This window comes from Paenibacillus sp. FSL W7-1088 (assembly GCF_037969855.1).
Lineage (GTDB): Bacteria > Bacillota > Bacilli > Paenibacillales > Paenibacillaceae > Paenibacillus.
The window spans coordinates 935443-958007 of record NZ_CP150216.1; the positions used below are offsets into that span (position 1 = coordinate 935443).

General features: G+C 46.2%; 18 protein-coding genes. 13 read left to right on the forward strand and 5 right to left on the reverse strand.

Translation table 11 applies throughout. From position 1 onward, the window contains the following. Nucleotides 1–461 precede the first annotated feature (461 nt). Nucleotides 462–1037, reverse strand: a complete 576-nt coding sequence (locus MKY42_RS04300; RefSeq protein ID WP_090904830.1) for a TetR/AcrR family transcriptional regulator — start codon at nt 1035–1037, stop codon at nt 462–464. Nucleotides 1038–1237: 200 nt separating this feature from the next. On the opposite strand from MKY42_RS04300, the gene lpdA reads away from it, so the two are divergent. The 4 genes from lpdA (at nt 1238) to MKY42_RS04320 (ending at nt 5805) form a co-directional block, all read left to right on the forward strand. Beyond that, complete coding sequence (lpdA, locus tag MKY42_RS04305) at nt 1238–2623, forward strand: dihydrolipoyl dehydrogenase (RefSeq protein WP_339848869.1); 1386 nt, start codon at nt 1238–1240, stop codon at nt 2621–2623. Nucleotides 2624–2672: 49 nt separating this feature from the next. After that, on the forward strand, nt 2673–3305 hold the full coding sequence (locus MKY42_RS04310; RefSeq protein ID WP_339848872.1) for an HlyD family efflux transporter periplasmic adaptor subunit: 633 nt from the start codon (nt 2673–2675) through the stop codon (nt 3303–3305). Further along, nucleotides 3289–4461, forward strand: coding sequence for an ABC transporter permease (locus tag MKY42_RS04315; protein WP_339848876.1), 1173 nt, complete (start codon nt 3289–3291; stop codon nt 4459–4461). Before MKY42_RS04310 ends, MKY42_RS04315 begins: the two co-directional genes overlap by 17 nt. Nucleotides 4462–4632: 171 nt before the next feature. Further along, nucleotides 4633–5805 carry a DUF4317 domain-containing protein gene (locus MKY42_RS04320; protein ID WP_090904826.1) on the forward strand — a complete coding sequence of 391 codons (1173 nt, stop codon included), beginning with the start codon at nt 4633–4635 and terminating at the stop codon, nt 5803–5805. 130 nt (nt 5806–5935) lie between these two features. Here the strand turns inward: MKY42_RS04320 and MKY42_RS04325 are convergent, their stop codons facing one another. Next, the gene (locus MKY42_RS04325; RefSeq protein WP_090904825.1) at nt 5936–6880 is read right to left on the reverse strand and encodes an AraC family transcriptional regulator; all 945 of its coding nucleotides are present in this window, start codon (nt 6878–6880) and stop codon (nt 5936–5938) included. 172 nt (nt 6881–7052) lie between these two features. On the opposite strand from MKY42_RS04325, the gene MKY42_RS04330 reads away from it, so the two are divergent. Together MKY42_RS04330 and gnpA are read left to right on the forward strand one after the other, a co-directional pair. Further along, nucleotides 7053–8072, forward strand: a complete 1020-nt coding sequence (locus MKY42_RS04330) for a glycoside hydrolase family 88 protein (RefSeq protein ID WP_339848882.1) — start codon at nt 7053–7055, stop codon at nt 8070–8072. Between the two features lie 13 nt (nt 8073–8085). Continuing rightward, nucleotides 8086–10260, forward strand: coding sequence for a 1,3-beta-galactosyl-N-acetylhexosamine phosphorylase (gnpA, locus tag MKY42_RS04335; RefSeq protein ID WP_339848886.1), 2175 nt, complete (start codon nt 8086–8088; stop codon nt 10258–10260). Nucleotides 10261–10418: 158 nt separating this feature from the next. Here gnpA and MKY42_RS04340 read toward each other — a convergent pair whose 3' ends face one another. Further along, nucleotides 10419–11759, reverse strand: a complete 1341-nt coding sequence (locus MKY42_RS04340) for a lytic polysaccharide monooxygenase (protein WP_179261583.1) — start codon at nt 11757–11759, stop codon at nt 10419–10421. 574 nt (nt 11760–12333) lie between these two features. On the opposite strand from MKY42_RS04340, the gene MKY42_RS04345 reads away from it, so the two are divergent. Further along, complete coding sequence (locus MKY42_RS04345) at nt 12334–13326, forward strand: phosphotransferase (RefSeq protein WP_339848892.1); 993 nt, start codon at nt 12334–12336, stop codon at nt 13324–13326. Between the two features lie 95 nt (nt 13327–13421). On the opposite strand, the gene MKY42_RS04350 is transcribed toward MKY42_RS04345, so the two are convergent. Then, nucleotides 13422–14411 (reverse strand): DUF4003 family protein, encoded by a 990-nt coding sequence (locus tag MKY42_RS04350; RefSeq protein ID WP_339848895.1) that lies wholly within the window; start codon nt 14409–14411, stop codon nt 13422–13424. A 35-nt stretch (nt 14412–14446) separates the two neighbouring features. Continuing rightward, nucleotides 14447–14812 (reverse strand): DUF6713 family protein, encoded by a 366-nt coding sequence (locus MKY42_RS04355; protein WP_090904819.1) that lies wholly within the window; start codon nt 14810–14812, stop codon nt 14447–14449. A 189-nt stretch (nt 14813–15001) separates the two neighbouring features. Here MKY42_RS04355 and MKY42_RS04360 point away from each other — a divergent pair, with 189 nt between their 5' ends. From MKY42_RS04360 to MKY42_RS04385, 6 genes are all read left to right on the forward strand, one after another. Then, the gene (locus MKY42_RS04360; RefSeq protein ID WP_339848899.1) at nt 15002–16954 is read left to right on the forward strand and encodes a serine hydrolase domain-containing protein; all 1953 of its coding nucleotides are present in this window, start codon (nt 15002–15004) and stop codon (nt 16952–16954) included. Nucleotides 16955–17008: 54 nt separating this feature from the next. Then, complete coding sequence (locus MKY42_RS04365; protein WP_179261577.1) at nt 17009–17683, forward strand: response regulator transcription factor; 675 nt, start codon at nt 17009–17011, stop codon at nt 17681–17683. Further along, nucleotides 17680–19032, forward strand: a complete 1353-nt coding sequence (locus MKY42_RS04370) for a HAMP domain-containing sensor histidine kinase (protein WP_090904816.1) — start codon at nt 17680–17682, stop codon at nt 19030–19032. The genes MKY42_RS04365 and MKY42_RS04370 overlap by 4 nt, the downstream gene beginning before the upstream one ends. A gap of 168 nt (nt 19033–19200) precedes the next feature. Beyond that, nucleotides 19201–20052 carry an AraC family transcriptional regulator gene (locus tag MKY42_RS04375; protein ID WP_110001703.1) on the forward strand — a complete coding sequence of 284 codons (852 nt, stop codon included), beginning with the start codon at nt 19201–19203 and terminating at the stop codon, nt 20050–20052. 174 nt (nt 20053–20226) lie between these two features. Beyond that, nucleotides 20227–21093: a hypothetical protein gene (locus tag MKY42_RS04380; protein ID WP_339848906.1), complete on the forward strand. Its 867-nt coding sequence runs from the start codon at nt 20227–20229 to the stop codon at nt 21091–21093. A 45-nt stretch (nt 21094–21138) separates the two neighbouring features. Then, nucleotides 21139–22506 carry an ABC transporter substrate-binding protein gene (locus tag MKY42_RS04385; RefSeq protein ID WP_339848909.1) on the forward strand — a complete coding sequence of 456 codons (1368 nt, stop codon included), beginning with the start codon at nt 21139–21141 and terminating at the stop codon, nt 22504–22506. Nucleotides 22507–22565: the final 59 nt, after the last annotated feature.

Consider the following 22565-nt stretch of genomic DNA (forward strand, 5'->3'; position numbering starts at 1 on the left):
AGGACAGAAACAGCTTATAATGCAAAGAGAGCCGTGCGCTAACACGACTCTCTGATGCAATAGCCGCTTTTAAGGGCGGTGGGCTTAACAAGCAGGGTACCGACTAAATAGACCGCATCCCTTAGCCAGAGGGCGGTCTATTTGTCTTTATTGGACAGCAGCGCTACAAGCAGCAAACCGAAGGTAAGCATTAGCATAATTGCTTCAAATACTGTCACAAGGCATCACCTCCCTCCCGGGAGATTAGCCGACCGCCCATATAAGCCTTTCCATTGCTCTGTGAGTATACAATATTTTTCTTGGAGCTAATAGATGACAATAATTCGTTTTTATAAAAGTCTTGGCGTGATCATTACCCAGTACAGTGAATGTGAAAATAGCGTTACGGTGGCTAGTATGAAGAATTATTTAGTTGAAAACAAATAAGAGAAAACACGCCATTTATAGGCGTGTTTTTATGTTTACCCCTGCATACTTCTAAGCATTTCTTTGGCTTGCAGCCTGCCCGCCGCGAGGAAGCTGTCGCTTAGTTCAGGATCACTAACAGACCGCGCAAGAACAAGCGAGCCAACCATGGTACTGAACAGTGCACGACCTTTGGACACATCCATATCTGCCAGATTGGAGATAAAAGCAATCATCCGCTCCAGTTCATGAGTGAACACCTGCCGAACCTCTTCGGAGGAGCGGGAGATTTCGCCAGAAAGTGCAGGAAAAATGCAGCTCATTTCTGTTTTGTCGCGGTGATAGGGACTGAGATAATAATCGATGACTGTATTGATTTTGGGATTCTGCTCTTCCTGATCAGCGACTTTCTGAAGAAGTGCGATGGTATCACTGATGGCATATTCACAGGCTTCGGCCACCAACTGTTCCTTGTTGTCAAAGTGTGAGTAGAACCCTCCATGAGTCAATCCGGCTCCCTTCATAATGAACGGTACACTGACGTCCTGAATACCATTGGTTCGAAAAGCCCGAGCCGCACTCTCAACAATTTTACCTCGTACTTTTATTTTATGGCCTTTGGGATAGGGCATTATCATTCACTCCATAATTTTATGATTCTGCTTTTTAAAATATTATAGTCATCATAATAAAGCCTGTCAATTTGGCGACTGAATATCTGTTGCTTTACAAAAGGGTTAATTACGGTTGTTGACGGCCTTAAAATATGATGGTTATAATATATTATGATCATCATATTTTAAATTGACTTCAAAACGGGAGGTATCAGGATATGAGTAAACTTGAGTCTGTAGATACGTTAGTTATTGGATCAGGTCCGGGAGGATATGTGGCGGCGCTTCGTTCTTCGCAACTGGGAATGAAGACGGCAATCGTCGAACGTCACCAGCTCGGCGGGGTCTGCACGCATGTGGGTTGCATACCATCCAAAGCATTAATTGCGGAATCACATCGGCATGATTTGTTCAGACGGTTCAATCAAGCTGACGCGGCAGCGACTTTTAAGATTGCACAGGATTTCAAGCAGGGGGTTGTGAATAAACAGGCAGGTGGCGTCCACTATTTGTTAAAGACTGCGAATGTGACCATTCTCGAAGGAGAGGCCAGTCTGGTGGATGAGCACACAGCGATGATCCAGCAAGCTGGACAGGAGCAAAGCATTTCTTTTAAAAACCTCATACTGGCAACGGGGTCTCGTCCGATTGAGCTGCCAGCATTTCCAGTTGGAGGTCGTATCTTGTCTTCCACAGAAGCACTGTCTTTGGGGGAGGTTCCGAGGAGTCTGATTGTGATCGGCGGAGGTTATATTGGGGTGGAGCTTGGACAGATGTATGCGAAGTTCGGAACCAAGGTAACGATTCTGGAGGGAGGCGCACAAGTATTGCCCGGATTCGAGGCGGAACTTGCAGCCCCGGTAGTTAAACAATTAAAGGCGGACGGCATCCACATCGTAACCGGAGCGATTGCCGAAAAGGTGGAGCACAATGCGGATTCCATTACACTGCATTATTCAAAAAATCAGGAGCAGCAACAAGTTACAGCAGAATATGTATTGGTCACAATCGGCAGGAAACCCAATACAGACGGCCAGTTAGGACTGGAACGCATAGGTTTGCCCGTAACGAACAAAGGACTGGTTGAGACGGATGAACAGTGCAGAACGGTTATCCCTCACATTTATGCCATTGGAGATATAACAGCAGGTCCGGCACTCGCTCACAAAGCATCTTACGAAGCGAAAGTAGCAGCAGAGGCCATTGCGGGTCTCACCTCCAAAGTGGATTACAAGGTGATTCCGCTTGTTGTCTTTTCTAATCCAGAGCTATCCAGTGTTGGAGTAAGTGAGACGGAAGCCAAAGCACAGGCCATTCCGGTGGTTATCGGAAAATCTTCTTTTGGGATCAACGGAAGAGCATTGGCGTTAAGGGAAACCGAAGGTTTTGTGAAAATAGTGGTTGACCCGACTTCAGGAATTGTCATTGGCGCGCAAATCGTTGGCGTGGAGGCATCCACACTGATATCGGAGCTCGCACTTGCAATTGAAATGGGCGCAACCGTAGAGGATCTGGCCATGACGATTCACCCTCATCCCACTTTGGGAGAAGTGATCATGGAGGCAGCCGAGAACGCGGTCACCAAAATGAAAAAGCAAAAATAGTCAGCAAATTTAACCATACACGAGGATTGGGAACGGGAGAGATAAAAGAATGAAGATAAAAGCAGGTTTGTATATCGGAATTGCGATGGTGCTCATTGTTGGAGGTTCACTTCTGGCTGTTAAAGGGAAGGATGCTGTAAGTCAGGCTGAGAGCAGGAAACAAGGCATACTTGAGGCAGAACAAACGACTTTATTTTATCAGAATAGTCCTGGGGCAATTGTAGAGGCAGGTGCTTCTGCAGGTGACTCCGTGAAAGAGGGAGAGGTGCTTTTCAAAGTGAAATCAGCTGGGGAAGGAGAAGTGGATGTACTCGCGCCGTATGATGGTTTGGTTGACCGAGTTACTGTAAAGCAGGGAGATCAAGTGCAAGCAGGAGTGCCGCTGGCGGTTCTGCAAAAGAATAATTACTATACGGACCTCTACATCCAGGAAAGTGAAGTTCAAAAGCTTGAAGTGAATCAAAGCATTGATGTTCATTTTCCGTATTTGGATCAGCCAACACAGTTGAGTGGGGTTGTTACTTCCATCTCATCTGCCCCACAATTCGCGAGCTTGCGCATGTCACGGGAAAAAGGGCAAGCTGATCTAAGTATGTTTCTGGTCCGAATATCGATGGATTCGAATGCTGATCTGCTTCCCGGGATGACGGCAGAGGTGAAACTTGATGAAATCACTGATTGACGAGTGGAAGTATGTCGTAGGAAGTAAGTATATACGGCTAATTTTTATTGGGCCAATGATTGCAGCCTTATTTTTCGGCTTAATGTTCTCGCAGAATCAACTCAGTAAATCACCAGTTGTGGTCATTGATGAGGATCATAGCGAATATTCACGGCAGTTGATCTCCAAAATAAATGCCTCACCATATATGAGCGTCAAAAGTGTGTATGCGAGCCGAATGAGTCCGGAAACATTGCTTGCCAATGAGCAGGCTGTTGCGGTCATTATGCTCCCCAATCATTTGGGAATGCGTCAACAACAAGGGAAATCGACGAATATCGGCATCTTGATGGATAACACCATGCCCTCGGGGCTAACCGGAATCCGGACCGCAATTCAGGAGATCATCCAGACAGAAAATATGACCCTTTCCATAACACGTCTGATCCAGAAAGGGATGGATGCCGAAACAGCTAAAGGAATCGTGTCACCGTTATCCCTTCAGCAGCGTATGCTGTTTAATCCAACCTCCAGTTATGTCGGTTTTATGGTGCTAGGATTTGTGAATATCGTCGTATTGATGATTACGACAAGCGCAGCGGGCTCGATTGCACCTCGGCTTCGTCAGGAAGGAAAACTGTTTGCAAACGGAAAGTCACCTTTCCAGCTATGGATTCGGTCTGTACCTTACGCAGTGTTAAGTTCACTTTCGCTGCTCTTATCCTATGGATTGTTAAAGCAGGTGGGAGGAATGCGATTTGAAGCGGAGCCTTATCTTTTTATTATCCCACTGGTTATTTATTCCTTCGCCTTGTCACTCATGGGTATGTTGATTGGATACACAGCCAAAGACATATCCAAAGTCAGCCTACGAACCAGCTTTGTATTGTATCCCTCCTTTCTGGCTACGGGAATTCAACTAACGCCGCTGGCATTTCCAGTACTATTCCAAATTTTCGCATGGGCTTTACCGATGAACTGGCTTAACCGCCTGATTCGCGGGATGGCTTTTCGGGACGGAGCGATTACAGCCTACAGTCAGGAGTTGGGGGCATTGCTTATTATTATTGGCGTTGTGTCCTTGTTCATGGGGTTACTGTTTTTGCGTGAAGGGAAGAAAGTGTCTCCCAGCCGTGAACCCCTATTGAATGGAGATATGTTGCCAATCAGCAGTTAAATGAAAAGATAAGCAGTAAAACGAGAACAGACGCACAGGAATTATTCCTGATGCGTCTTTCTTTTTTTATTACTGCAGATGACATATAACGATAAAGGTCCTTCTAGCGAAGGTTTTTTATATCGTTTATACTTGTAAGGCCAATTTACTTGAGGAGTTGTCTAACGAATCATGAATAAAAAAGAAGTCGCGCATATACGTAAACAGTTTAAGATGGATCATGATTTACTGAATATTTACGATATTCTCAACGTGTATATTACGAAAGAAACGAACGAGATCTATCATTGGGAGCGCCATCCGTTTGAGCTGGTGGACAGAGAGAAACAGGAACTGTACATGGGCAATTTCAAAAAATTGCTGACGGGTGAGCTGGATCAGAAATTGTTTGAGTTGAAGTTCCAGGAGCAAGCAGAAGAGCCGGCTCAGGTGATGCTGCACCAAGCACTGGTAACAGGAGATCCGGAGGAATGGCAGGACCTGATGCTCCTGCTGGTGGAAAGAATGTTGGCGGATGCCAAGTATGAACGGGATATGGTGGTCACGTTCGTTCGTGGACAGTATTATCTGCCGACTAAGGCTAGAAACGAAGCTACGGAAGAGAGCGAGAAAAACGAAGTGTTCGCACATCCATTCATTCTGTGCAGTGTGAATTCGACGGAGAAGCAGCGGAAAACGCTCTTGTTTGACTACGTGGAGAGAGAATTTAAGTACAATGTGATTGTAGATCCGGTTGTCAAATTAAGCACACCGGAGCAGGGTTTCCTGTACCCCAGCGTGACGGACAACTATTCCGATGTGAATCGTGTTCTATATTGCACAGGGAAATCCAATTTCCCGGATCCGCATTTTGTCGAAAATGTATTGAATGGAGAAAGGTCTGTGACAGCACTGGAAGAACGGGCGATCTTCGAAGATATCGTGAAAGAAGTGGCCGGTGAACAGCTCGACTCAGCCACAATTGCACATGTGTACGAGGAGATCAACCGGGTCATCGAAATTAACGAAGAGTCACATGAGGAAGAACCTCCGAAGCTCGATTATAAAGATCTGGAACGTGTGCTGACTGCAAGCGGTGTAGAGGACCTGACGTCGGAGAAAGTGGAACGTGCTTTTGAAACCATCGTCGACAACAAGAATTATGAAATGAAAGCAACCAGTGTGATGCCGAAGTTTACGTCCAAGTCCATTAAGATTGAAACCAAAGTTGCTACGATTTCGGTTAGCCCCCAAGACTTGAGATATGTGAAACAAGTGAATTTTCAAGGCAGACGGTGTATCATGATTGAAGTGGACGAAGATGTCGTGATTGAAGGGTTCACGCTTACGACAGAGGTACTGTAGACTCGTTTATCAATCCCTTTATTCGTGTTGAATTAATGAATAATAATCCAAGGAACGTAAGAAGACGCTCGAGACTCGCTCCCGAAGCGTCTTTAATTTGCCTATAGACTCTATCGCAGATATCCCTTCCCTACACCCACCCCGTAAACTCCAAAATGGAGGCTTTGGCAGATTGCACTTCGGACTGTGCGCCTTTGCGCCATTCTTTCGGCGATTTCCCCATAAGTTTGGAGAAGCAGCGATTGAAGCTGGAAATGGACTGAAAACCGACTTGTTCGGAGATTGAAAGAATGGAAGCGTCCGTGCTTTTTAATTGTTTGCAGGCTTCTTCAATTCGGGTGCTGTTTAGGAAATCCAGGGGTGCGGTTCCCATGATGTCATGGAATTTTCTTCGAAAATGAGTGGTGCTTAGGTGGCACAAATCAGCGAGAAAATCGATGGTGATGGGCGACATATAGTTTTTGGTGATATACTCCAGAACCGGAGAAATAACAAGATCACCTTTTAGATTATGCTGCGTTTCTTGGTCTGCCAAGGGTTCATGCCGGGAATGGGTTCGCAGGAGTTCGATATAAAGGGATAGCAATAAGCCATAGGCACTTTCCTGATATAAAGGATTTTTCTGCTTTAATTCCTCTACAACGGATGTCGCAAGGGTATAAATCTTCGGATGTTCCTTCCTGTTTAGAATGCAGTTCAATCCCTTAATGGTCCTCAAATTGGGCTCGAAATTACTGTAGGCACTGCTCTTAAACGATTGTTGAAAGAGGTCCTCGGGCGAGAAAAAGAGATAAGACCATAAGCTGGCTTCATTGGGTGAACTATACGTTGTATGAGGAAGATATCTGGGGATAAAGGTCACGTCACCGGCTTTAAAAGGTACCGATTCACCTTTGATCTCCATCATGCCGCTATCCGAATGGCAAATACCAATCTCCAGATGGTTGTGGAAATGAAGATGTTCACTTTTGATATCGGAGATTTTCCAACGTTCACCGCTTAACAGCAGAATTGGAAAATGGATCGGCAAGCTATAGTGGCGGTATTCAATAATGGGCTGCTTTTTTCTGGGCACATTCGATAACTCCCATTCATAAATGATTGAAATTGCGCAGTTTTGTTGCGAATATGCTTAGATTGACACTATTTTACTGCGTACAATGGAATAAGTAAAGCGTTTTCAAACTATGGACGGGCAGCTCTCAAGCACATTTGGGGGCGTGTGCGCTACGAGAGGGGAACCACCGATGCTTCAAGTGAAATATGACAGGGATGACATTTTAAACGTTATGGATAACGTTACGAAAAAAACACTGGCGATGGATTTGACGTGGGATTGGCCTTGCGGTGTGGCGTATTATGGTGTATCCAGAGCTTATCAAACGACAGGAAATCAAGAGTATTTGGACAGGCTTGTCCAATGGGCGGATGAATATATCGAACTAGGCTTGCCGGACTGGACCGTAAATACATGTGCCATGGGCCATATGCTGATTACTTTATATGAAGAAACAGGGAACCAAAAATACTGGGATATTGTAATGAGCAAGGTGGATTATCTACAAAATCATGCGCTTCGATTCGGAGATAACGTGCTTCAGCATACAGTATCCATTGCCAATGATTTTCCCGAGCAGGCATGGGCGGATACCTTGTTTATGGCGGCATTTTTCCTGCTCCGTGTAGGAAGCAAATTAAAGGATCAGGACATGATCCAGGATGCTCTGAATCAATATTACTGGCATATCAAATACCTGCAAGATCCGAGCAGCGGCCTCTGGTACCACGGCTACAATAACGTTAACAAGGACCACATGTCCGGATTATATTGGGGAAGAGCGAACGCTTGGGGCGCTTACACCATGTCGCAAGTAAAACCACAGTTGAAGGACTGGTATCTATATCCACAGTGCATGGACGTGGAGTGCTCACTGCGGGATCAACTGGCAGCTCTGAAGCTCGTGCAGACAGAGAATGGCTTGTGGCGGACAGTTCTGGATGACGAGCAGTCGTATGAAGAAGTGTCGGCTTCCGCTGGTATTGCAGCAGCCATGATCAATAACGGTAATCCGCTGCATACCAAATACGTTCAAAAGGCATTGGAAGGTATCCTAAACAACATTAGCGAAGACGGGCGTGTACTAGGTGTATCGGGTGGTACAGCGGTGATGAAGGATCGGGAAGGATATCGCAATATTCCAAAAGACTGGATTCAGGGCTGGGGTCAGGGCCTGGCGCTCGCTTTCCTGTCCGACATGTTGAAATAGGGAGGGAACCAAGTTGTCCAAACCAATCAAAGGCTCCTTTACACTACCCGGCGAATCCGGTTATGAGGCACTGACTTTGGAACTTGCCGAACGGTGGGGTGCCGATGTCATTCGTGACAGTGATGGCACACAATTATCCGATGAGATTATTAATGCGGGATATGGCATTTATTCGACTATCTGTATTATCCGGGATCATAATGAGTGGGCATCCCAAAATCGAGATAAGCTCCAGCAATGTTTTCTTATTACGAATCCGAAGGTAGCTGTACAAGATTATGTATCGTTCTATCTGATGGAGGATTTTTTTGCTGAGCAATTCAAGGTGAATGATTCCAAAGAAGCGTTTAAGTATTGGCAGGTCTTTGACCGGACAACCGGGGAGGAAGTGCCAAGAGGACAGTGGAATTATGAGAGGGAATCCGGCCATGTGGTCATTACCGGCATCGTTCCTTGGCATAAATACACGGTAAGCTTCATGGCCTATCGGATCTGGGAAGAGATTTCGATGTACAATCACACCACGAACCATTGGGACAAGGAGCATTTGATGCAAATTGATCCGATTTACTCTGAAACACAGACATATCTGCTGGATTGGATGGAGGATTGGTGTCAGCAGCATCAGGAAACAACGGTGGTTCGTTTCACCTCATTGTTTTATAATTTCGCCTGGATCTGGGGCAGTGATGAGCGTAATCGCCATCTCTTCTCGGACTGGGGTTCATATGATTTCACGGTAAGTTCGAGAGCGTTGGATCTGTTTGCTCAAAAATATGGGTATTCACTCTCGGCTGAGGATTTTGTGAATGGCGGCAAATATCGGGTCACTCATATGCCTGCGGACCAGCGCAAGCTGGACTGGATGGCATTTATCAATGATTTTGTCATCGAATTTGGGAAGAAGTTAATTGATATCGTGCATAATCACGGCAAGCTGGCGTATGTCTTCTATGATGACAGCTGGGTTGGCATGGAGCCTTACAATGACCGTTTTCAGGAGTTTGGATTCGACGGGATGATTAAATGTGTGTTCTCCGGTTATGAGGCGAGGATGTGTTCGGGTGTTAACGTGGATACCCATGAGATTCGTCTGCATCCCTACTTGTTTCCGGTGGGTTTAGGCGGACTTCCTACCTTTAAGGAGGGAGGAGACCCCACGCTGGATGCCAAAAAGTATTGGATCAATATCAGACGCGCTTTGCTCAGAGAGCCGATTGACCGGATTGGATTGGGTGGATATCTGCATCTGGTTGAACCTTACCCGGACTTTTGCGATTATATCGAGAAGATTGCGGACGAGTTCAGGGAAATAAAAGAGCTGCATCATGAAGGCAAGCCCTATCAGATTAAGACGAGGGTAGCGGTTCTGCATAGCTGGGGCAAATTAAGATCGTGGACATTGTCCGGTCATTTCCATGAAACGGTTATGCATGACTTGATTCATGTTAATGAAGCCTTTTCAGGCTTACCGGTTGAAGTGCAGTTCATTGATTTTGAAGATATCCGTCAGGGCGTACTGCAGCATATAGATGTCGTGATCAATGCCGGCTCTGCCGGTTCAGCTTGGAGCGGCGGAGAACATTGGAATGACCACCAATGTGTGGACCTGCTGACCAAATGGGTGTATGAGGGCGGTGCCTTTATTGGCATCGACCAGCCATCGGCGGTAGAAGGGTACGACAGCTTTTTCAGAATGGCACATGTTCTTGGGGTGGATGAGGATACTGGCGCTAGGGTGGTTCATGGGAAATGGACATATGAGACTCGTGATGAGCATGGTTTGTTGCCAGAAGGGGCAAGAATAACGCCGAAACGAAACATATATCTTACCGATGGAACAGCTGCTGTGGTGGATGAAACGGATGGTATGATCACATTGTCTGCACATGATTTTGGTAAAGGAAAAGGAATCTACCTGCCTTCATTCGAATTCAGTTGGGAGAATACCAGATTGCTGCTGAATCTGATTCGCTTTGCAGGTCATGAATTCCATGATTCGAAGTACATCACGGGTAACTTATTTACAGAGTGTACTTATTATCCGGAGAGTAAAATATTGGTCGTCATTAACAATAGTGATCAAGTTCAAACGACGACGATTGATACCGAGTATGGGAAACTTACTGTGGAATTAGATCCGTATGACACCAAGATCACCCATATTGGCTTGATAAAATCGGTATAGAAACATAAAAAGCAAGCAATAAGACGTTCGGGACTAATACCTGTAGCGTCTTATTCTGCATGCTGTAATTCACAGCCGATCCCTTAAATATGGACCGGCTATGGTAGTAATCAGAATCTAAATGATGTTCTTTATAACTAATTCTCCAGTCAATCCACTTATTGCAGCTGCCAGAGGGTTGGTGTTGCCGAAGGGATCCAATCCACTTGAGACGTGTGTGTAAGGAGGCATTTGTACGTCAGGTTATTGTAGCTCACGATTGTGCCTACTGTGTATTGCGTATTGGCTGCCCATGCAGGTGCAGTAGCAGCTGCGGCTGTTTTACCGCTGACTGTGCTAGCCGCAGATTGGTTGCCTGCTGCATCAACAGCATAAACCGAGAAGTTGTAGGTTGTGTTCGCTTCAAGATTGGTTACCGTATAAGACGTTGCCGTCCCGGATGTTGTTGTAACCAAAGTAGAGCCGTTATAAATTTTGTACCCTGTCACTCCTACATTATCCGTGGATGCCGTCCACATCAGTTGAATGCTGGAGGCGGTTGGTGTTCCCATCACATGCAGCCCGCCTGGAGATGTGGGTGCGGTAGTGTCGTTTGCAGGAGGTGCAGTTGTGGTAACGCTTACACTATTACTGGCTGCAGATTCATTGCCTGCTGCGTCGACTGCTTTGACCGTAAAGGTATAAGCCGTGCTTGCTGTAAGCCCTGTTACGGTATAGCTTGTAGTTGTGCCGGATACATTGCCTATTAAGGTAGTCCCGTTGTAAATTTTATATCCCGTTACGCCTACATTATCTGACGAAGCCTTCCACGATAAGGATGTACTGGTCGCAGCAGTTGCAGTTGCTACAAGTGAAGTTGGAGGTGTCGGTGCCACATGATCAACCGGGTTCGTCCCGGAGAAGTTTACGTCGATGACGTTATAGAAGGCGTTGGGAGTATCCGCAACCTCCCAGACTGCTAGAATGACATGATAACCGCTGCGTTCGGGAACGTTGCATGAGTTGGTGTAGCTAAATGGTGGTTGGCTTCCATTATAGGGAACTGAACAGAACGGTGTCAGGTCAAACGAATCACGGGATAGAGGTGCATTCGGATTCCAGTTCGTTTTCGTAATATAATATTTCCAGCTTGCCGTTGAATGGTTCGCTGTCAGCTTCCAAGTAAACGTATTACTGCCACTAGACATATTCACTTTTGACCAACGTGTAGCGGATTGCTCATCGAGCTTAGGGAAGACGCCATTAGCGCTTGCAATATGGCCATCCGTAGGTCCTGCAGCAGGGAAGCCCTTAGGCGCTTCAAGGCTTTGGGGTTCATAGACGATACTGCCGCAATCTTGATTGACTCCCGAAGCACACAGTGCAGCTCGGCTCGCTGGCCCTTCTACGTAACCATGGGACAACGCCTTTGGACTGTTGAACAGCATGCTTACCGTTGTAAGCACCAGCAGACAGCAAATCAATACTAGCTTGGAAGACGGTACAATGAATCTGAACATTCGATAGCCTCCTGTATCATTTTTTTATATAAACTCAAGGAAGAGCTTATATCGTAATTAAGGAAGTGCTATACCATATATGGATATTGTTTAACAAAGAAATCGATATACGGGAATTTCTAAAGTTATTGTAAAGGACGCACATTTGCCGAACAAGGATAAATTTGATAGATCATCCAGTTATTCAAGAGTTAGGCAGGTACACAAAAAGGCCTTTGTCGGAGAGATCATCTCTCCACAAAAGCCTGAACAGGGTAAAGAACAACGTGATTCATTTTAGAATAAACAAAGGTATTATGGTCAATGCCCTGGTCGGTAAGCCGTTTGTCGAGCTTCATGTTTGGTAAATAAACCTTCATGGGTTCCGATGAAGTATACTTAAGATCAAGGCTCGAAAGTGATTAGTGCGCATAAAAGAGGCGAAATAAATTCTGCTAAACATTCGCCCGATTAAATATATATTCTGGAAAATAAATTAAAAATATACTATGTTATAGATTAATAGATGAAAGGATCATTTATTTGTAACTATTGCGGCTTAGTGATAATTATATCAAACAGAAGGAGCATACATATGTTCAATCAACTGACTGCTTTACGTTCAGTGCTCAATCCTAAATATCTGGAGCTTGTATTGAGTGATCAATACGACATCGGATCGTGGGAAGAATGTTTATTTTGGCTGAGAGGGTTAAATGATACTTACCGGGTAACTACATCTACTGGCATGTATATTCTGCGAGTCTACCGTACTGAAATTACGGAGGCTGATGTTCAGTACGAACTCTCCCTGTTATCTCAATTAAAGGGCATTCTAGGTTCATCTGTACATACCGATATTGGAGAATACATCGAGAAGAAAGATCATACTGGATATACGGTGTTGGAGGCCGCGGAAGGCAAGCGGGTTGCTGTAATGTTTCGGTATATTGAGGGTATTGAGAACAACCTTGAAGATGAACAGTCTTGTTACGCTTTTGGTCAGTCTGCGGCTGAGCTGCATAAAGCGATGGACCAAGTCGTATTGGAGCAGCCGCGATATGAGTTGGATACGAAGTTTCTCATTGACGAGCCTCTGGAACGAATCATCAACTACATCGGTGAAAAAAATGAAGCATCATCATTCCTATATACGTTTGCTAAAGAGTTAAAAGAACGCATAGTTTCCGTTTTCAGACAAGGTTTGGACTTTGGATTATGCCATGGCGATATGCATGGGAACAATAACGCTTTTCAACAGGGGAATCAGTTCATCCATTATGACTTTGAGTGGGCGGCTAATGGTTGGCGTGCCTACGATCTGGCGCAGGTGAAGGCTCGAAAGAGACAGTCTGGTGAGCAAAAAGAAGCGTTATGGAATGCGCTCATGGCAGGATATCGTTCCGTTAGAAGCTTCTCTACCCAAGATGAACAGACCGTTGATCTCTTTATTGTTGCTCGCCGATTCTGGGTGATGGGTCTGGATGTTGCTTTTATTGAGAGTGATATGGGTGCGCTGGATTATGGTTCGGATTGGCTGGATAGTTTTGTGGAAGAGTTTCGTGACACAGGAATTGTTCAGTATTGATGACTTACAGCAATGATGTACTCCAATAAAGAAGGCCTTCTGGATGTTTCCAGAGGGCCTGTTTTATTTTATAAGATGCATTTAATAACCTTTACTTAGTTCGATGAAGTCGAAGCTACGACGGCAGCCGATGTTGCAGCAGCGGCCATGGCGGCCTGCTGGGCAATGATAATGTTGGTGATGCTAGTGGAGACCGTCGTGGTCAGGACGCCGTTTCGAAGATCCTCCACATATTGCACGGCCACCAGCGAGGACGAGAGCAGCAGCAACTCCTGTTTGTTGATTGACCAGGCACCAAAGCCCTTCTGTGTACGCAACCACTCATACGTTTCCTCAACTTGTTCTACCAGCGTATCTCTGTCAGCGGGCAGTAGAGAGAGGATCCCCAGAGCCGGCAGGGTGTACATTTTGTCTAATCGTATTCCCCGTCTGCGGAATGCCTCATTTAACGCTATCACATGAGTGCCCGCCTCCGGATTATCATCGCCTAGGACCAGCACCTGTGTTAATGCCTGCACACTATTGCCTGGTGAGAACTCAGGTTTTAATTCTGCATAGAGCTGCTCCATACGGGTCACACCGGATTCCACGTCGAGATCGGAAAGGGCCAGCATGGCAGCGAAAATATAGTCGTCCTGTCCGGTAAGAAAGCGGTGTTGGGCTTTCATGTGATCATAAAATGCTTTGGCTCGTTCGACCATATGCTCGAATTGGTCAGGCGCCGCGTGAGCTGCAATCTGATAGGCGGCAATAACCAGAAAATCGGACGTACGAAATTTTATTTTTTTCATCAGATCATAGATAAGGAGGGTGTCATCCAGTTTCTTTTCCTGATCTGTTGTAAGCGAGAGCAAGGTGGCAACGCTGATCGCCGAATTTCCCCTGAAGGCCGAGAAGAGATTGGTATTTTGCTTAATCAATTCATGACTATTACGGATGGCCTCCCCATCGGCTTGTTTATTTTCCGCTGCATAGAGTAGGGCTGCCAGACGGTGCATCATCACATTTTGCCACTTGAATGATTTCTTGATGATCTGAGTGTTGGTGACGAATAATTCGACTCGTGCAGCATGTTGCTCTTGCATAAGCAGACCTCCCGAATGATTGGACTTTTCTGAAATTACAATAATAAAGCTAACAAATGGATGGCACCAATAATCCCCATGGGGTAAATGAATGATCTGGAAAATGAATTCTTAAATTCATTACGAGGGTGTTTTTCGAAAAATAGGTGTAGTACCGCATGAATGATGAAAAATATATCGAGCACCCAGAACGTAATCGTTTGATATGAGCTGAAAAGCAGTGCGAGTATGACGGTGTAGAGTGGTAGGTGAACACATGTGAAGTATTTATAGGCTTTTTCATCTTCCATATCTTTCAGCACGATAAACAATTTCCACTCAGATCGTCTAATGGCGTCCATTTCGTGCAGTAGAAATAAAGATAAATTAAACAAAAATAAGACTAGTAAAAAGTCAGGCATACCCCTTCTCCCTTTCTAAACAACCTTCCCCTATGTTACTAAACCCAATTCTATTTGGCAAAATATGAAAAAAATATTCACGCTCCGTTCATACGTTCCTGATATGCTCTCGAAAGAAAGCCGAGGAACAGCGATCAAACAAAATATGCGGAGTGGTGGAGGTTGGTTATGTCATCATCGATAAGGAAAATGGTTTGCAAAATGATGTTACTGGTATTGTTGGGTACTACGCTAGGGGCAACTTGGTTAGGGATTAAAGCTCCCTTATCAGCAGAGGCTTATTCCTCCGGATTGGGTTCTGGTACACAAGAGAAGAGAGTCGCTGTTAATCTGGATGACAAAGACCAGCTAGCAGCTTTCATTGATGGGATTATGGATGTGCAAATGGGTTCTTTACAGATTCCGGGCGCAGTCATTTCAATTGTGAAGGATGGAAAGGTTCTGCTCTCCAAAGGGTACGGACATTCGAACATCAAAGAAAATAAACCCGTTGATCCCGAGACCAGCCTGTTTCGGATTGCGTCGACCACAAAGCTGTTTACATGGACCGCTGTGATGCAGCTGGTTGAGGCGGGAAAGCTTGATCTGGACAATGACGTGAACACCTATCTGAAAACGGTGAAAATACCACCAACCTATGCGGAACCAATTACGCTACGTCATCTCTTGACCCATACGGCAGGCTTTGAAGAAGGTGGTGTGGGATATCAGATTACCACTGATCTAGAGAAGCTCCCCGTCTCCATTGAAGAAACAATGGCAAACCATATGCCAGCGAGGGTCATGCCGCCAGGCGCGATGCTGGCCTATTCCAACTATGGGGCCTCACTCGCGGGACTTATCGTCGAAGAAGTTAGTGGCATTGCTTATAATGATTATATACAGAACAATATATTTGATCCGCTGAGCATGAAGTATGCTACGGTGGAGGAGCCTGTTCCGGCATCGTTGAAGCCTTATGCCGTACTTGGATATGCCCGAGCCAATGGCGAGTATGTAACCAAGCCCCCTACGTTTGAAGGTGGCTTCCGACCAGCAGGATCAGGCAGTGTCTCGGCGAATGATATGGCTCATTTCATGATTGCCCATCTACAGGACGGGCGATATGAGGATAAGCAAATTCTCAAGCCGGAAACCGCCAGGCTCATGCATTCCCCGGCATTCCAGTTTGACGAACGTTTACCCGCCATGGACTTGGGCTTTTATGAGCTGAATATGAATGGACTGCGTGTGATCTCTCATGGAGGTGCCGACGAGCTGTTTAATACAGCGCTCTATCTTGTACCAGACCAACAAGTCGGCATATTTGTTTCCTATAGTGGAGGTGACGGTGGAACGGCAGCAGGAGGATTGGTGCAAGCCTTCTTTGATCGTTACTATCCTGCCCATATGACGAAGCAGCCTGCTGCAACCTCTATTGAACTGGGGGAGCCTCTGGAGAAATATGCAGGTTCCTATCAATTTACACGTCGTAATCACACGAAGATCGATACGTTTTTCAGTTTTCTGACTCAGATCAATATTGAAGTTTCAGATAATCGGTTGTCAATTGGAAGTGGTGCAGATCAGCAAGTATACACTCCGATTGGAGTGAATCTATTCCAAGAAGTCGGCGGGAAGCATCAGATGGGATTCCGTACGGATACAGAGGGCAAGGTCACGTATCTGTTTCTGGATATGCTCAACCCCATGCCACTGGAGCCAACCCCGTTAATCAATCAATCGAAGTTTTGGCTTCCGCTGCTCGGTATAACTGCCGTTCTGTTCATTACCGTACTACTGGGAGCTGTTTATCGCAGACGCCAAATCAAAGCGATGCCAAGGGCGCAGAAATGGGCAGTCCAGCTGACGGTAGTTACGTCCGTGTGGTCATTGATGACCTTGGGAGCCACACTTTTGGTGATGAACATCGATCTGATCGATCGACTCAGTCATATTCCACTATCTCTACGTCTTTATCTGTTCATGCCTCTGATTCTTGTGGGATGGAGTGTGGCAATCGTAACGATGAACGTTCTGGCATGGAAAAACAAATATTGGACGTTACCTAAGCGTGTGTACTATACGTTCGTAACTCTAGCAGCAGTAACCTTATGTTTATTTTTTCATCATTGGAATCTGTTGGGCTGGCATTTTGGATGAACCCTTCACCCAGGTGGAAGAGGATAAGAAATCTATTGGAGGCATGCATTTCATATGACCCAAATCCTTGTCGTGGACGACGATGTGCATATTCGTGAGCTGATAACCTTGTTTTTGCGGAATGAGGGATTTGAGATCGTGGTGGCTAAAGACGGTGCAGAAGCATTGGATATTGTTGAGAAATCCCCAATTGATCTGGTTATTCTCGATATTATGATGCCAAAATTGGATGGATGGGAGCTATGCCGGGAGATTCGGCGCATGAATCTGAATATGCCGCTCTTGATGGTTACGGTCAAAGGGGAATCGGCTCAGAAAGTAAAGGGATTCCAGCTTGGAACAGATGATTATCTGACGAAGCCCTTTGACCCGCTGGAGCTTGTGATGAGAGTGAAAGCATTGCTGAAACGGTATCTGATTGTCTCTTCCCAAACGATTCAATTGGGGGGCATTACACTGAACCGCCGCAGCTTTCAAGTGATTCGAGGGGAGGAGACGCTCAATCTGCCTTTAAAGGAGTTCGAATTGCTGTTCATGCTGGCGAATCAGCCTGGGCAGATTTTTACCCGGGAACAGTTAATTACGAAAATCTGGGGGAGCGACTATGAAGGGGATGACCGGACGGTTGACGTTCACATTAAGCGATTAAGGGAAAAATTCGCTGGTGATGCACACCATTTTCAGATTGAAACGGCCCGAAGTCTGGGTTACCGGTTAGTGATCACATGATCAAGACCTTATACGTTCGCATCATTTTCACATTTCTGGTTGTCATTATCTTCAGTCTGCTGTCGTCTTTCCTCATAGGGCTCTTTCTGTTCAAAAAAGAAGTAAACCATATTGGTCAGAATGACATGATTGCAGCAGGTGAGGAAATGATACGTCTCTATGAACAAACACACCCGGAGGACCGGGAGGCATTCATTAAAAGTATGGTGAAGATATCCACCTATCCCATTCACCTATATGACGTTTCCGGCAACGTAACATACTATGATCTGGACAATACGGAGACCGTTCAAATTGCACCAGAGGTGGTTCAAATGGTATTGCAGGGTCAGGTCTATCGTTCTCCGGCTGAGGTGGATCAGACGTTTATCGGTCTTCCTTTCCCATTTGAAGGGGAGCCTCAAGCCGTGTTTATGCAATTTTCCCCGCAGAACGAAAATATCATTAATCGGATGGTCTTCCTGATATTATTACTCGCACTGTTTATCGGAAGCCTATGTATTTTTATTGCTGCAAGGTACTTGGTGAGACCGATTCAGGTATTGACTCGTGCAACCAAGCAGCTGGCAAAGGGTGATTTTGACGTGGAAATCCAAACGAAACGTGTGGACGAAATGGGAGCTTTGACACACAGTTTTAATGAGATGGCGAGTGAGCTCAAACAGTTGGAACAGATGAGACAGGATTTTGTTTCCAATGTATCTCATGAGATTCAAACCCCGCTGACCTCTATTTCCGGATTTGCCATGGCGATGAAAAATAGTAGTCTAGTAGCTGAGGCTGATCGTAATTATTATCTGGATATCATTATAACGGAGAGTGGGCGGCTATCCAGACTTAGCGATAATCTGCTGGAGCTTGCATCTCTGGACTCCGATCATCATCCGTTCGAGGCGGCTACCTATAATCTTGATGAGCAAATCCGGCAAATTATCGTTACTTGCGAGCCGCAGTGGTCCACCAAAAATATTCAGGTTCATCTGGAGTTGGCAGAACCGATTCAAGTTACAGCAGATCGGGATCAGCTCAATCAGGTTTGGATGAATCTGCTGGGGAACAGCATCAAGTTTACGCCAGCAGGTGGGCATATTCATATACGGACGCATCAGGTAGAGAACAAAATTCTCATCACGATAACGGATACGGGCATTGGAATAGCGCCAGAGCAGCTGGATTATGTGTTTGATCGGTTTTATAAAACAGATCTGTCGCGAAATCGCAGCATCAGCGGTAACGGTCTGGGCCTTGCGATCGTCAAAAAAATTGTAATGATCCATCACGGAACGGTTGAAATTCAAAGCCAGGAGGGTGAGGGTACGACGGTGCTGGTTCATCTGCCTTTAGCATAGTCACTTCAAACGCGCCACGGTTGGCGTGTTTTTTTATTTTTGCTGAAGCTTTAGATCAAACAACAAAGCAGTCAGCTGGCTCCACCTTCGAAAAAGAGAAACTCTTTTACCCACAGTTTATACATCCCGCATAGTAGATTGCTAACGTGATGAAAAGGGGTGATAAGGATGAGAACAACCGAAAGAGCATATCCTGCTGACAACCAGCCTGTACTCACGAGCCATACCCTTGGATGGGATCATCTGCAGGTGTCCCGGTGGCCGAGTCCTCAGCATGCTGCCGGGGGGCTTACCGGAACGAAGCATCAGATTGCCATACATTGTTCGGCTTACTATGAGAACTATTACACCATTCATATCCTGCCTGCCGGAGAACCCGTTCTCTGTTCCTGGGGAAAGGCCTCCCTGTATTTCCTGCAGATCGAAATCCCGCCTTCCTATCTGGAGCACATCGCACGTGAATCGGGACTGCTAAAGGAAGGGTATATTCAGTTGGAAATGAAGTATTATGTCAAGGACCCCAAGCTGCTGCAATTAGGACTCTGGTTGCTTGAAGAGCTGCAGAATGGCGGCAGACAAGGAAAGATATATAGTGATTCACTCTCCAATATGCTCATCCTGCATCTCCTGAACCATTATTCTCAGGTATGCACGAACAGCACTCCCTCCAGAATGACGGCCAATCAGGAAATTTATCAGTCCATAGAATATATGAAGGAAAATTTGGAGGCGGAGCTCTCCATTCAGGAGCTGGCAGACAAGGCTGCCCTGAGCCTGTCCCATTATATTCGGCTGTTCAAACAGCAGACGGGGCATACACCGCATCATTATCTGATTCGCCTGCGGATTGAACATTCCAAGCTGCTGATCAGCAAGGGAGAGTACGGGCTGAAGGAAATTGCCGACCGTGCCGGTTTCTCTGATCAGGGTCACTTCACAAGAATGTTCAAGCGGATTGCTGGAACGACGCCCAAACAGTATATGAACGAGGTTTCTTCGAACCGGATCATTCTAAAATGATTGTTTTGTTCAATAAAAACCGCATTTTGTCCAACAGACGTCCTTATCCTGAAAGCTACAATTAGTTTAAGCCGATCGGGAAGTGAATCCCGCTGGCTAAAATGGAGGTCACTGCTTCTATAATGGACGAGCCATTATTTGGAGCAGACCCACAATTCAGGAGGCGTTAATATCATGAAACTGAGAAGAGTGTCAGGCTGGGTCTGTGCGGGAGTGTTAATTGCAGGTTCTCTTACATCAGGAGCATGGGCGGTGCCCGTATCGGCCGAAGCTGCGGAAAATGCGGTATATGCTGCACAGGTGGCTGAATCCTGGCATGAGGTGTCCAAGCAAACCTTTTGGCTGACGGATGCCTTTGAGCGTGGACAAGGCGTCACAACAGATGGAAACTCATGGATTTTCAACTCCCAGCTTGGTTTATTAAAGACGGCACTGGACGGTAAGACGGTTCAGAAACGAAATGCGGTAGCGATCCCGGCTGAGATAGCAGTGCAGGGCGGTGACCACATTGGTGACATTTCCTATTACAACGGGTTGATTTATGCTCCTATTGAAGACAGCAAGAAATACGAGCATCCCTACATTGCCGTCTATAATGCCTCCACACTTCAATATACCGGAACCTCCTATGCGCTTCCGCTGAACCTTCATCCCGGTGGTGTGCCATGGGTAGCCGTAGATGCCGATCGCGGTCAGGTCTATACGGCCCAGTGGAACAATGCCCCGGTGCTGAATGTGTTTCGACTCAGTGACATGTCCTTAATCAAAACCGTACCGCTTAGTCAAACGATTGATCGCATTCAAGGCGCAGAGATGTATAATGGTGCGCTTTATGCTTCCTCCGATAATAATTCCAAGAAATCCGTCTACCGGATTGATCCGGATACCGGAGCTGTCACGCTGGCCTTTGACCGGAACCTCGGAAGTAGTAATGAAGCACAAGGCATCACTGTACTTCCAACAGCCGAAGGTGCTGTCCTGCATATCCTTGATGTAGACTCCAACCGTGTAAGCATGAATTTCAGACATTATGCATTTTAAACAGAGCCAATTGGAACGCTCGGCACATATGAGGGGAGAAAACAAATGCTGAAGCAGGGGAAAATGGCGCTGATTGCGCTGGGGTTAACGTTAATGCTGGTCGGGTGCAGTCAGGGAGGGGGGAATGCAGCTGATACCAAGGCGGGTACAGGTACAACGGCTTCAACAGCTAATCCAAACACCGCTTTGGATCAGACTCCCAAGGAGCCGGTTGAAATTTCATTCTATTACCCGGTGAACGTAGGCGGGCCGCTTACAAAGGTTATTGACGGGATGAGTGCATCTTTTATGGAGAAATTCCCGGATATTAAGGTTAAACCGGTCTATACCGGAAACTACGGAGATAATACGATCAAAATTCAGGCAGGTGTACAGGCCAAGCAGCCGCCGGATGTGGCTGTTATGATGTCGACTGAGCTGTACAGCATGATGGACACCGACGCCATAATTCCTCTGGATGATTTTATCGCCAAGGATGCGGACTATAACAAGGATGATTTCTATCCGGCATTTGTGGAGGATACCCAAGCGGATGGACATACGTACAGTGTACCGTTCCAGCGAAGCACAATTATTTTGTATTACAACAAAGAGATGTTCAAAGCTGCTGGTCTGGACCCGAACAAGCCGCCAACAAACTGGGATGAGCTGGTGGAATATGCCGGGAAGCTGAATCGTGATGGACATACAGGGATGGAGATTCCGGGGAATGATGATTCCTACTGGATGTTCCAGATGCTAGCCCGCCAAAATGCGAGCGATCCCAAGCAAAGCATTATGGGGGACGACGGCAGAAAGGCCAATTTTAATACGCCGGAGAACGTCGAAGCTCTGCAATTCTGGCTTGATTTGTCCCGTAAGTACAAGGTAATGCCGGAAGGGGTTATTGATTGGGCGGCTACGCCAACCGATTTTATTGAAGGCAAAACGGCTATGATGATGCACACCAGCGGCAACTTGACGAACGTAAAAACCAACGCCAAATTCGACTTTGGTGTAGCCTTCGCACCAGCCAATAAGCAATACGGATCGCCTACGGGCGGGGGAAACCTGTACATTTTCAAAGATACCACACCGGAGAAACAGGCGGCGGCTTGGGAATTCGCCAAGTATATGACTGCTCCGGAACAGGCCGCACTGTTCAGTTCTTCATCCGGTTATGTCGGGGTTCGCAAATCCGCCTACGATACGGAAGCCATGAAGGCGTACACCAATGAATTTCCGCAGGCACTCGTGGCCCGCGACCAGCTGCAGTATGCATTCAGGGAGTTATCCACGCATAATCACGGCAAGGTGTCCTCCGCACTGACCAACCAGATTCAATCCGCGCTGGCTGGCAAAATCGATGCCGCCGGTGCACTGAAGGCCGCACAAGAAGAAGCGGATCGTGTGCTCGCTCCTTTTAACAAATAAAACTGCTGAATTAGAACCTTCCTCAGTTATGATCCTGGCGGGAAGCCAAGACAGTGCTT